8 protein-coding genes and 1 riboswitch are annotated in these 12,897 nt (G+C 67.1%); of the genes, 6 read left to right on the top strand and 2 right to left on the bottom strand.

Annotated elements, in window-relative coordinates; all coding sequences use genetic code 11:
* Positions 1-47: 47 nt before the first annotated feature.
* Entirely contained in the window at positions 48-4,301 is a 4,254-nt protein-coding gene (locus QUS11_02330; protein ID MDM7992129.1) for an acyl-CoA dehydratase activase, read from the top strand.
* A complete protein-coding gene (locus tag QUS11_02325) occupies positions 4,280-5,554 on the top strand; it encodes a M18 family aminopeptidase (protein MDM7992128.1) in 1,275 nt (424 codons plus the stop codon). Before QUS11_02330 ends, QUS11_02325 begins: the two co-directional genes overlap by 22 nt.
* A gap of 18 nt (positions 5,555-5,572) precedes the next feature.
* Here the strand turns inward: QUS11_02325 and QUS11_02320 are convergent, their stop codons facing one another.
* Together QUS11_02320 and QUS11_02315 are read right to left on the bottom strand one after the other, a co-directional pair.
* Entirely contained in the window at positions 5,573-6,412 is an 840-nt protein-coding gene (locus QUS11_02320; GenBank protein MDM7992127.1) for a hypothetical protein, read from the bottom strand.
* Positions 6,409-7,305 (bottom strand): ABC transporter ATP-binding protein, encoded by an 897-nt coding sequence (locus tag QUS11_02315; GenBank protein ID MDM7992126.1) that lies wholly within the window; start codon positions 7,303-7,305, stop codon positions 6,409-6,411. Before QUS11_02315 ends, QUS11_02320 begins: the two co-directional genes overlap by 4 nt.
* 49 nt (positions 7,306-7,354) lie before the next feature.
* Here QUS11_02315 and QUS11_02310 point away from each other — a divergent pair, with 49 nt between their 5' ends.
* The 4 genes from QUS11_02310 to QUS11_02295 all read left to right on the top strand — a co-directional run bounded on the left by QUS11_02310 (position 7,355) and on the right by QUS11_02295 (position 12,895).
* On the top strand, positions 7,355-8,338 hold the full coding sequence (locus QUS11_02310) for a lysylphosphatidylglycerol synthase transmembrane domain-containing protein (GenBank protein ID MDM7992125.1): 984 nt from the start codon (positions 7,355-7,357) through the stop codon (positions 8,336-8,338).
* The gene (locus QUS11_02305; GenBank protein MDM7992124.1) at positions 8,325-9,653 is read left to right on the top strand and encodes an FAD-dependent oxidoreductase; all 1,329 of its coding nucleotides are present in this window, start codon (positions 8,325-8,327) and stop codon (positions 9,651-9,653) included. Before QUS11_02310 ends, QUS11_02305 begins: the two co-directional genes overlap by 14 nt.
* A gap of 90 nt (positions 9,654-9,743) precedes the next feature.
* A riboswitch (cobalamin riboswitch) is annotated at positions 9,744-9,865 on the top strand.
* Positions 9,866-9,950: 85 nt separating this feature from the next.
* On the top strand, positions 9,951-11,906 hold the full coding sequence (locus QUS11_02300; protein MDM7992123.1) for a TonB-dependent receptor: 1,956 nt from the start codon (positions 9,951-9,953) through the stop codon (positions 11,904-11,906).
* Entirely contained in the window at positions 11,903-12,895 is a 993-nt protein-coding gene (locus tag QUS11_02295; GenBank protein MDM7992122.1) for a hypothetical protein, read from the top strand. The genes QUS11_02300 and QUS11_02295 overlap by 4 nt, the downstream gene beginning before the upstream one ends.
* Positions 12,896-12,897 lie beyond the last annotated feature (2 nt).

The raw sequence follows: 12,897 nt of genomic DNA, 5'->3' as shown, positions 1-12,897 counted from the left end.
CGCCAGGGAGCGGCCCTGCGCCTGACTCCACGGAGCTGGACACCGACATGCATTCTGAACGGGTTCTGGGCATCGATCTGGGTTCCGTAAGCGTCAAGCTCGCACTGGTCGAGAACGGCGCGATCACGCGCACGGTCTACAGACGCCATCTCGGCCGCCCCTACGAGACCCTCGGGATCATCCTCCCCTCCATCCCGGGCTGGAGCACCGTCGCGGCATGCGTCACGGGCTCCGCCGCGCGGGCTGTCGGAGCCGTCGCCGGCGCACGGCCGGTGAACGAGGTGGTGGCGCTCGCTGCGGCCATCTGCAGGCTGCATCCCGAGTTCGGCTCGGTGATCGAGATGGGGGGGCAGGATTCCAAGCTCCTGCTCTTCAGGATCGAAGGCAGGAAGTGCGTCTTCGACGATTTCTCCATGAACTCGGTCTGCGCGGCCGGCACCGGCTCCTTCCTCGACCAGCAGGCCACGCGGCTGGGCATGGACGCCGAGGAGCTCGGGAGGCTCGCCCTCCGGTGCCCGCACCCGCCCAGGGTGGCAGGGAGATGCAGCGTATTCGCCAAGTCCGACATGATCCACCTTCAGCAGGTGGGCACCCCTCCCGAGGACATCGTAGCCGGGCTCTGCCTCGCGGTCGCAAGGAACTTCAAGAGCATCATCGCGGGCGGGAAGGAGTTCAGGCCTCCCGTGGGCTTCGTGGGCGGAGTCGCATCCAACGCCGGCATGGTGAGGGCCTTCGGCGAAGTCCTGTCGGAATGCAGGGGAGGCATCACAGTCCCCTCCCACTCGGCCGAACTCACAGCAGCCGGCGCGGCGCTCTGCGCCGAGGACGACCAGATATTCATCGCCGGGGAGCAGTTCACGGGCCTCCTCGCGGGCCTCGGTGCCGATCCCGCCACGGCCGGCAGCCACCCCCCGCTGATGAAGCACAGGGGCTCGCCGCCGCCTTCCTTCGTGCGTGCGGCGCCTGGAGCCGGCACGGGGTACCACCTCGGGATAGACGTTGGTTCCATAAGCACGAACCTGGCCGCAATCGACGAGGCGGGGCGCCTCGCCGCCCGCGAGTACCTGATGACGGCGGGCAGGCCCATCGAGGCCGTCAAGAAGGGCCTTGCGCTGGTGGGCGCGACTCTCGGCGAGGGGGTGAGAATCCTCTCCGCGGGTGTCACCGGATCCGGCCGCTACATGATCGGCGACTTCACGGGAGCCGACACCGTGGTCAACGAGATCACCGCACAGGCCAGGGCGGCCGTCGAGGCCTGCCCCGACGTGGATACCGTGTTCGAGATAGGCGGCCAGGACTCCAAGTACATCAGCATCCAGGGCGGCAGGGTCGTCGACTTCGAGATGAACAAGGTCTGTGCCGCCGGTACCGGATCGTTCCTCGAAGAGCAGGCGGAACGGCTCGGACTGGGCATCCGGGAGTTCGGGCCGGTGGCCCTTGAGGCTCCGGCCCCTTCCGGGCTCGGCGAGCGGTGCACCGTCTTCATGGAGAGCGACGTGGTCGCCCATCAGGCCGCGGGAGCCCCCGTCGAGGACATCGTGGGCGGCCTGTGCTACTCGATAGTCCAGAACTACCTCCACAGGGTGGTCGGCGACAGGAAGCCCGGCCGCAGGATACTCTTCCAGGGCGGCACGGCGTACAACGCCGGCGTGGTGGCAGCCTTCAACTCCGTCCTCGGCAGACCCGTGACGGTCCCCCCGGACCACGACGTCACCGGCGCCATCGGGGCCGCACTCATCGCAAGGGACAGGTCGGGAGGGAAGCCTTCGTCCTTCCGCGGTTTCGGCCTCTCAGGGATCTCCTACACCCAGTCCAGCTTCGTGTGCGAGGGCTGCCCCAACAGGTGCGAGATCCACTCGGTCGGGTTCGACGACGGCAGGCGGCTCCACTACGGCGGAAGGTGCGAGAAGTACGAGACGGGCAGGAGACCGGCCGGCGGGAAGGGCGTCAACCTCTTCCCGGTCCGGGAGGAGATCCTCCTGCGGGGCTACTCGCCGCCTGATCCCGGCGCAGACCCGTCGAGGCTGGTCGGCATCCCGAGGGCTCTCTGGTTCTGGGAGTTCTTCCCGTTCTTCAGGAGTTTCTTCGAGTCCCTCGGTTTCGGGGTGGTGCTGTCGTCGCCCTCGACCGGGGCTACCGTGCACAAGGGCGTCGAGAACGTCGCTGCCGAGACCTGCTTCCCCGTGAAGATCGCCCACGGCCATGTGCTGGATCTCCTCGAACGGGGTGCCGGCAGGATCTTCCTCCCATCCATGCTCAGAGCCTTCAGGCACGAGGGATTCGAGGAGGCCCAGAACTGCCCGTACGTGTCGGGTTCTCCCTACGTCATCGAATCCTCCCTCGGACTCGCCGGAAGGGGAGTCGGGGTGCTGGCCCCCGTGCTCGACTTCACCGGGCAGACGTCGGACTGGAAGGCCGCGATGATCTCCCTGGGCGAGTCGATGGGATGCACTTCGGGCGAGGCCTCGAGGGCGGTCGAGGAGGCTCTCGAGGCGCAGCACTCGTTCGAACGGTCCATCCGGGAGGCCGGCAGGGAGGCTCTCGACTCCCTGCCCGACAACGGCACGATGCTCGTGATAGTGAGCAGGCCCTACAACGGATGCGACCCCTCCGTGAGCTCCGATCTCCCCGCCAAGCTGTCGCGGATGGGGGTCGGAGTCATGCCCGCCGAGATGCTCGACCTGCCGATGAGGGAGACTGCCGGACTCTGCCCCGACATGTACTGGCACTACGGCCAGAAGATCCTGGCCGCGGCCCTGGCCGTGAAGAGGGATCCGAGGCTCCGCGCCGTCTATCTCACGAACTTCGGCTGCGGGCCGGATTCCTTCATCCACCACCACTTCTCCTCCCTCATGGATGGGACGCCGTTCCTCACCCTGGAGGCCGACGAGCACTCGGCCGATGCCGGGATGATCACGCGCTGCGAGGCCTTCCTCGATTCCCTCCCCGCCTCGGCCGGCGCGGGTCGGGCCGGCCTCACGGAAGCCCCCGGAAGGCGGGCCGGAAGAGTCGAGGGCCGCACGATCTGGGTCCCCAGGCTGGGCCCGGGCACGGCACTCGTGGCCGCAGCCGCCAGGAGAAGGGGGCTCGACGCCAGGGAGATGCCGGAGACGGACCGCGAGACCGTCGCGATGGGCAGGACCGTAACCTCCGGCAAGGAGTGCTATCCCGCCATCATCACTTCGGGCAACATGCTCAAGGTTCTGGGGGAGAACGATCCCGACCGCACGGCTTTCTTCATGGGCACCGCATCGGGTCCCTGCCGGTTCGGCCAGTACTGCACATATCACAGGATCCTGCTCGACCGGTCCGGTTTCTCCTCCGTGCCCATCATCACCGCCTCTTCGAGGGATTCGTACACATCGGTGCCCGGCCTGGATTCGCCGTCGTTCCAGCTCGACCTGCTCCGCGGCACCACCTGTGCGGACATCCTGAAGGCCGCATACAGGCGCACGAGCCCGTACGAGGCCAGGGAAGGCGACGCAACGAGGGCGTTCACCATCGCCATGTCCCTGGTGGAGAACGCAATGGAAAAGGGCGAAGGCCTGGGCGAAGCCATGCGGAAGTCGGCCGGCCTCTTCGGCCGGATCCCCCTGTCGGGAGTCGAAAGGCCCCTGGTGCTCGTCTTCGGCGAGATCTACGTCAGGAACGATCCCTACGCGAACTCATGGACGGAGGACCGGATCGAGGCGCTCGGCGGGGAGGTCCTGCCTACCTGGGTGCTGGAGTGGTTCGAGTTCGTCAACCACACGTTCATGACGCGCGCCCTGCGTTCGAGGAAACCCGCGGACATCCTCAGGGCGGCGGCCAAGAGCCTGCTCATGAAGTATGTCAAGCGCTCCATGGAACGCCCCTTCGCAGGGCTGCTTGAGGGACGGCACCACCCGGGGGCGGCCGAGGTTCTCGAAGCCGCCGGACCCTACATGAAGGAAAACATCGGGGGAGAGGCGATACTCTGCATAGGGGCGCCCGTGGCCCTCGCCCGGAGGGGGGCGATCGACGGGGCCGTCAACGTGCTCCCGTTCACCTGCCTGCCCGGGACCATCGTCACAGCTGTGTCCAAGCGCCTCCGCAGGGATCTGCCCGGCCTGCCGTGGCTGAACCTGGCCTTCGACGGCCAGGAGGATACCGACAACGACGCGAGGCTCGAGGCATTCATGTTCCAGGTCAGGAGCGGCGCAGCAGCACGAGGTTCGGATCGCCGCGCCGGATCCGATGCCTCCGCGGACCGCCCGGGCGCCCCGGAGCGCATCCATTCCGAAGAAAGGAAGGCTCCCGCATGGGATCGGAGGGACTCCTAGACTTCCTCGCATCCTCGCCCACTTCCGGGCATGCCGTCGGGAAGGCCTGCGACCTGCTGCGAAGCGGCGGTTTCTCCGAAACGACCGAATACGGACTGCTGGACGGGCAGTTCCCGGTCGAGTTCTTCGTCAGGCGCGGCACCGGCTCCCTGATCGCAGCCAGGCTCGGCACGGATGAACCCGCCGCCGCAGGCTTCAGGATCGCATGCGCGCACACCGACTTCCCCGGACTCCGCCTGCGCAACAACCCCGTCAGGCAGGCAGGCGGTCATTCCGTACTGTCCGTGGAGATCTACGGTTCACCCATACTCTCGACATGGTTCGACAGGGACCTGGGCCTGGCGGGCACGGCGGTCCGCAGGGAGCCCGGCGGCCGCCTCGGCACCGTGCCGTTCCGCATCCCCGGGATGGCGGCGCGGGTCTCGATGCCCGCGATGCACCTGAACCGGGGGATGAACGAGGATGGCTTCTCCTTCAACAAGGAGGACCACATCCAGCCGATCCTGACGGCAGGTTCCTTCTCCAACGAAGACCTGGCGGGAGCCGTTGCGGGCGCCTGCGGGCTGACGGCTGAGGAACTGTCGGGATGGACGGCCCATCTCGTCGATGTCCAGCCGCCGTCGGTCGGCGGGATCCGGGGCGGATTCGTGACCGGGCAGGGGATCGACGACCTGGCCATGTGCCATGCAGGGATCGAGGCGCTGCTCTCTGCGGGCAGGGCCCCGTCCACATCGGTTCTCTGCCTTTTCGACAACGAGGAGGTCGGCTCCTCGACCGGCGCCGGTGCCCAGTCGAGATTCCTCGACACCGTGCTGGAATGCCTCTCGGGCGGCACCCGGGAGATGCACAGGGCTCTCCTGGGAAGCATCCTGGTCTCCATCGACGCCGCACATGCCGTCAACCCCGCCTGGGAGTCGAAGTACGAGCGCGGCAACAGGCCAGTTTCCAACTCAGGCCCGGTGATCAAGGTCAACGCTCAGGAGAGGTACGCCACATCGGCCCTCACGGAGGCCTATTTCAGGGAGTGCGCGTCGGCCGCCGGCTCTCCGGTACAGGTCTTCGCATGCAGGAACGACATCCCGTGCGGGAGCACCATCGGGCCCATGCTGGCCACCCGTCTCGGAGTCCCCTCCGTGGACGCGGGCAATCCCGTGATGTCCATGCATTCGATAAGGGAGTGCACGGGGATCGAGGATCACGGCCGGATGACCGCCGTGCTCGCGAAGCACCTCGAGGGCGCAGTCGGACTCTGAAGTCCGGCACGAGGCGCTTCAGGCCAGGTCGATCCTCCTGAACCTGGCGGCTGCAAGCCAGAAGACGGCGGCGGACCACACGACCGCGTAGGCTATCTGCCACGCCGGCGGAGTCGTCGCGAATCCCATCGAGGTGATCATATCCTGGATCGAGGAGTCCGCGGGCCTCAGACCCGCCATCGCCAGCCGGAGCATCGGGTCCGCCGGGAAGATGAAGAAGCCGGCCGTCGAGACCACCCGAACGGTTTCGGAGAAGGCACCCTGCGGTACGGCATCCGCCACCTGCGAGACGCTGCCGAGGAAGTTCGACACTCCGGCCACGCCGAGGCAGACGATGACGGAGGCGATCCTGGGGATCAGGAGGGACACCAGGGTTACGAGCGCGAGGTTCGCGGCCGTCCAGAACAGCGGGCAGGCGAAGGCCCAGACGATCGCAGCAGGCCTGTAGGGCAGGAATGCGAGTATCGACGCCGACGTACCGTAGAACAGGATCGAGGTGACGACGCAGCAGACCGCGAAGGAAGCCGCAGTCATCCCGGAGAAGTAGGAATTCCTGGAGACCGGCTGGGCTATCCAGTATCCCGCCCTGCCCGCAGAGATCTCCTCGGGGAGCAGGGAGCTCCCGAGTATCATTATGAAGCCCGTGGCCAGCGTTGCCGCCATCGGCACCGTCATGAAGATCACGCCGAAGGCCGTGTCGGGGCTCGCTGCCTCGCCCGGGTCGGTGGTCCTGATCCCCGTGAGCAGCAGCGTCACCAGAAGGGGATATAGGAGGGCGAGACCCACGGGGACCGTGATCAGGCGGTTCTTCGACATCTGCTTCATCCCCGCCTCGAAGAGCGCAGCCATGCCCTTCATGCCGCACCTCCACCCGCCAGGCGCACGAAGAGGTCCTCGAGGCTTTCGCGCCTCATCTCCACGGCGGTGAAGGGTATCCCCGAGCCTGCCGCGAGGGCGACGAACCCGGGGAAGGCCTCCTCCGAGACCGTCGCTTCGATCCCGTGATCGCACTCGAAGACCTCGAGGTCCGATCTCCTCAGGAACGAGGCCATCTCGACGGGGGAGGGGGTCTCTATCCTCGCCCTGCCGGTGTGGCGGACGAGCCCGGACAGTTCTCCGGAGGCGACGACCTTGCCCTTCTTCATGAATGCGGCCATGCCGCACACCGCCTCCACCTCGCCGAGGAGGTGGGAGTTGATGACGATCGTGGAGCCTCTCGAGGCCTGCTCCCTGACCATCGTTCTCAGTTCGATCCTGGCTTCGGGGTCGAGGCCGTTGGACGGCTCGTCGAGGAAGAGCATCCCGGGCTCGCCCGCGAAGGCCATCGCGAGCGCTGTGCGCTGCACCTGCCCGCGGGACATCTTCGAGAACGGCCGGTTGGCCAGCTCGGTGCACGACAGCTGCTCGCACCTTTCCATGAGGTCGGCCTGGGTGCCCCGTCCCCTCACGCGCAGGAGCATGCCGTGCATGACGGAAGGGGTGAGGTTGCCGGGGAACCGGATTATCTCGGGGAGATACCTGACGTGCTCCCGCGATGTGGGGATCCTGGAATCGACCCCTCCGATCAGAGCCGTTCCGGAGTCCGGCCTCACCAGAGTCAGGACGGATTTCATGAAGGTGCTCTTGCCGGCCCCGTTGCTCCCGAGCAGGGCGAAGACGGCGCCTCCAGGGATATCAAGGGTAAGGGGCTCGAGCGCCCGGAGGCGTCCGTAGGTCTTGGACAGGCCCTCGACACGAAGAGCTGCAGGCATCATAGCTTGTGTCCATCCATGAGGGTTTTCGGCAAACCGGAGAGGAACATTGGACAAACGGTTCCCTTGGGCAAGAGTTGCGCTCTCGGTCCTCGCCGGGGCGGCGGCGACATGGCTGATGCTGGGCGGGGCCTCCGGCAGGCTGGGCGAGAGGGTGTCGCAGATCTCCGACACCCTGGCATCCACCGATGCATCCCTCCTGGCGCCGGCATTCCTGCTCTACGCGGCCAGCATCTGCATCCGCGCCGTCAGGATGCATCTCCTCAGCAGCGACGGCATCCCGTCCACGAAAGCACTCCGGATCACCGCCATCCATGCCGGCCTGGGGCACGCGCTGCCTCTCCGCCTCTCCGACGTGGCTCTCGTCGGGCTCCTGCGGGGGTACGCATCCGTGCCTGCGGGGCAGGGCACGGGCATCGTCATCATCGCCAAGCTGCTGGATGTCGCGTCTCTCGGCCTGACGGTGTCGGGTGCGATCCTGTACGGAGCCGGGGGCGGGGTGCTGATCGCTGCCTGCGTGGCGGTCATCGCGGGAGCTGCCGGGATCCTGCTCCTCCCGTTCCTGATGAGGATTCTCGCAGGAATCGGAAGGCGTTTCGGAGGCGGCCGCCGGGCCAGGGGCTTCATGGATTCCCTTGCGGAGGCATCGGCGATCTGGATGACGTCGAAGCGAAGGTTCGCATGGGCATTCGTGCTCTCCGTCGCGACCTGGGCGGCCAAGATGTCGATGTTCGTGCTGCTGGCGAGAGCGGTAGGGCTGCAGGAGCCTCCGTTCTGGCAGATCTTCCTTGCCGGAGCCGTGACCGATCTTATAATGGCCCTGCCGGTCCACGGGCTCTTCAGCCTGGGCACGGCCGAGGCCGGCTGGACCGCCGGCTTCGCGGTTCTCGGAGTGTCCGGCGAGGGGATAGTGACGGCCGGCTTCGGCGTGCACATCCTCTGGATGATGATGGCCTTCCTCGGGCTGCTCGCGGCTGTGCCCCTGCTCTGGAGCAGCCGCCCGGGACAAGGTGGCGGACATGGCAATCGCTGAGAGGAAGATCGTGGTGGGCGCCGGAGTGGCCGGACTCACCCTCGCCGAGAGGCTCTGCGCCGGAGGCGGGTGCGAGGTCACCGTCCTCGAGGGGGAGGAGTCCCCGGGCGGGCTGGCCCGCACCTTCACGCGCGAGGGCTTCCGCTTCGACATCGGCCCGCACCGGTTCCACACCTCCGACACAGCCGTTCAGTCGTACCTGCTCGAGATACTCGGCTCCGAGATCACGGCCATCCCCAGGGCCAGCAGCGTCTACATCGCCGGCAGATATCAGGACTGGCCGCTCTCGCTCGGGGGCGTGACGAAGCTGCCCTTCTCGATGCTCCTCCCGTCGGCGCTCGACCTGTTCAGGGTGGGAACCCGCGGGACCCCCGCCAGTTTCGCCGACCACATCATCGCGAGATACGGAAGGAACCTGTACCGGCATTTCTTCAGGGGCTACACGCGCAAGTTCACCGGCCTCGACGGATCGGAGCTGCACACGGACTGGGCCGCCGCAGGTGTCGACAGGGCCGTGATCGACAGGAAGGTGAAGGCCGACAGTCTGCTCTCTCTTGCCAGGAGCCTCGTCTTCCCCTCCCCGGTGACCACGAGCTTCATCTATCCGGAAAGTGGCGGGATACAGAGATTCCCCGACCTGCTGGCCGAAAGGATCGAGGCGTCGGGCGGCACGATACGCCTGTCGACCCGGGTCGCGGGCCTCCTCGAGGACGGGGGAGCCGTACGCGGGGTCAGGCTCTCGGACGGGAGCGAGGTCGAAGGTTCGGAAGTCTTCTGGTCCGCACCAGTCACGGAAGCCTTCCCCGGGCTCGAACTCCACTTCATAGACACGATCGTCTACAACGTCGCGCTCAGGGCCAGGACGGAAAACGCATACCAGTGGTGCTACTTCGGGGAGCCCGGGATCTGCTTCAGCCGGCTCTCCATCCCCCGCAACTTCAGCGAGGCCATGGTGCCCAGGGGCGCCGACAGCCTCGTCGCCGAGGTGACCTGCCCGCCGGGGGATCCGCTCTGGGATTCGCCCTCGTCCATGATCCAGCGTCTGATGGAGGATCTTGGCAGGGTGGGTGCCGCGGCGCCGGAGGACATCCTCTTCATCTCGCCCGAGAAGGTCCGGCGGAGCTATCCCGTCTACACGCTGGACTACAAGGAGCGCCTCGCTGCGATCCGCCCTCCCGCCGGCCTCAGGCTCCTGGGCCGTTGCGGTACGTTCTGGTACAACAACATGGATCATTCGATCTCCCAGGGTCTTGCCATGGCTTCCGGCGGGGACGTCCCGAGAGAGTTCTGGAAGGCTTCGGTCGGGACCAGTTAGAAACATCAATATCCTCCAGGGTCTTGCCATGGCTTCCGGCGGCTCCTTGACACTCCGCTCCCCCCAGCCGATCAATACCCTGTGCGGGTGCAGGAAGGCGGTGTGAATCCGCCGCGGTGGCGCCACTGTGACCGGGGACCCGAACCGATAGCTGCCACTGCCCGGATGGGCGGGAAGGCCGGGAAGGGGATGATCCGGAAGCCAGGATACTGCGCCGCGTGACAGCGGGAACGATCCCTCCGCTCCAGGGGGATTCCCGGGTCCGCCTCCATCCGCACCGAAAGCGGAGGAGGCGGTTTGTTCATCCTGCCCATCATCGCGGTGATCACGGCGGCCGGGGTTGCCTCCCGGCCCGTCCGCGCGCTCGATCCATCGGGCTCCCCTGTCGCAGGAGCGGTCCTCGAGACCGGGGGCACCGTCTCGATGAGCGGCCCCGACGGCAGCTTCACCGGGCCGGTGATGCCGGGCGACACCGCCCGCGTCAGCGCGATGGGCTACGAGCCATGGAGCGGCATTGTCCCGTGGGATGGCGGGATAATCCTTTTCCCCGATGCCCTTCCGAGCGGCGTTCTCATACCCGTGACCGCGAGGAGACACTCGGCCGCCTCGCAGGGGCTGGCCGTCACGGAGGTGGAGGCCGGCGGGATACCGTCGGCAGGCATGCCGGGCGCCCACGGGATCGAGATCGTCTCACCCGGCGTGGCCGTGCGCGAGTACGGAGGGGCCGCATCCGTCCTCTCCTTCTCCGTGAGAGGCTCCGACCCGTCGCAGATAGGCTGGAGCATAGACGGCCACAGGATAGGGAGCTCCATGGACGGCACCCCCGCAGTCTGCATCTTCCATGGGCTCTTCGCCTCCATGCGCCTGGCGCGCGGGGGGGGATCGGCCTTCAGCGACGGAGGCCTGGCCGGCACCGTCGAACTGGCCGCGGCTTCACCGGGCGACCCTCCGTCGATCTTCGCAGGAGCCGATTCCAGGAACGGCCTATGGGCCGGCGCCTCCAGCCCGCTCGGCGGTTCCTCGAGACTCTCCCTCTCCTTCTCCTCGCCGAAGGGACCCTCGGGCGGAGACGGGCGTTCCGGGGGGACCCTCTTCACCGCATCGGCCGGGGCCTTCTCGACGGGCACGCTGATGACCAGTTCCTCCGGCGAGGTGGAGAGTCCGGACTGGTCTCCCTCGGAAGCCTCGATCCGCCGCTCGTCGCTCGATTCCTGGGTCACATGCGGCATGGGCTGCGGATTCTCCGCAGAGGGTTCGATCCATGCCGGGGGGACGCGGTACGTTTCGGATTCGCCCGATTCGACGCGCGACAGCCATTCCGAAGGCGCCTCGGACGCCGCGCTGGCGTTCACCCCGTCGGGCCTGCCCCTCTCCATCGAGACCTCGGCCGACATCAGGAGGGAATGGGCGGGCGGCACGGCACTCGGTTCCCGGAGCAGGACCCTTTCCTCGATCGGCGTTCTGGGCTCCGCATTCGCAGGTCCGCTGCTCGTCTCGGCCGCCGCCAGGGCAGAGACGGCCACGGACGAGCGCCCCGGCATAGGGGCGCGGGTATCCGCGACCCTGGACCGGGGGTGGCTCACGGTCGAGGCGGCCCTGTCACGGAGCTTCAGGAGGCCGACGTTCAACGAACTCTACTGGCCCTCCGACCCCTTCGCCGAAGGCAATCCCGATCTCGGGCCGGAAACGTCGACGGAGGCGGATGTGTCGGCCAGGGTTTCCCTCGGTCTGCTTTCATCGGGCATCTCGCTCTTCTACGCCGTCTCCGACGACCTGATAATCTGGACCCCGGGGGCCGGCGGGGTCTGGAGCCCCTGCAACATCTCACGTGCCCTCCGCCGCGGGGTCGAGCTGGACGGGACGCTGCGCGCCGGAGCCTTCACAGCCGCCGGCTCCGTGACCCTGCAGCGCATCACCGATGCGGTCGAAGGCTCCACGAACGAAGGCATGATGCTGCCCTACAGACCGGAGATCACTGCCGGACTCCTCGTCGAGGCGGAGATCATGGGCATGACCCCGGGCATCTCGATCTCGACGACCGGGAACAGGTGGATCAACGCCGCGAACACCATCGATCTGCCCTCGTATTCGCTTCTCGGGGCATCGCTCTCGGCTCCGGTCCCGTGGATCGGCGGCCTTTCACTCGAGCTCGACGGCACGAACGTTCTCGACACCAGGTACGAGGAGACGAACGGCTATCCCGGCCGCCGCCGGACATTCTCGGCCGAACTCAGATGGGAGGGACCCCGTTGAAGAAGCTCTCAGCCGCTCTTGCGGCATGCCTTGCAGCGATATCCGGATGCGGTTCCAGCACGGGGCCATCCGGTCCCGGGGCCGGCGCCGGCGTGGCCTGGTTCGACGGGATCGCCTGCACTGTCGACATCTACTATCCGCAGGACGGCACCCTCTCTCCTGGAGCCTTCGTAACCGGCGTGGCCCCCAACGATATCGTCCTGCTCGAAGACGGCACCATCGCCGTGGTCAACTCGATCTCGTACTCCGTCTCGTTCTTCGATCCGGCGGAGCCGGGACAGCTCGTCGCCGAGACCATCCTGCCCGCGGGCGTGAACCCGTACTGCGCCTGCGTCGACGGATCGAGGCTCTACGTATCCTGCCTCCTGGGAGAGTCGAGCGGGGGGCCGGGAGTTTGCGTGATAGACCTCTCGACTCACGAGGTGATCGACGAGTTCTACGGAGTCCCCAACGCGAGCGGGATCGCTGCTGCATCGGGCAGGCTCTTCGTCAGCACCCAGAACTGGCCGGATGCCTCGGTGCAGGGCACGTTCGTGCTCGACCCCGAGACAGGGGAGGTGCTCGACACGCTCGCCACTCCGCCCAACACGACCACCCTCAGATACTTCCCCGCGACGGGGATGATCCACGCTTCCTCGACGACCTACACCGACGACGGCGCCATCACCATCATCGATCCATCCGCCCCGGCCATCGCAGGCACCATCGCCACCGGAGGAACCCCGGGCCTGCCGTGCAGGATCGGCGACCGGTTCGTCGCCGGCGATTCCTGGTCGTCCTCGCGAGTGTATCTCTACGACGAAGCCGGCACGATGGAGACCTTCGACGCCGGGTTCGGCATCACGGGGATCGCGGCGACCGGGGACACCCTCTTCATGACGGCCTTCGATTCCGACATCATGCTGGTGATGGACGGCTCGACCATGGCTCCGGTCGACACCCTCCAGGCTGGCGACGGCCCCCAGGGAATCCTGATAATCCCCGAATAGAA

It is taken from the genome of Candidatus Fermentibacter sp., from assembly GCA_030373045.1.
Taxonomy (GTDB): Bacteria; Fermentibacterota; Fermentibacteria; order Fermentibacterales; family Fermentibacteraceae; genus Fermentibacter.
This window is presented reverse-complemented; position numbering and strand designations above follow the sequence as displayed.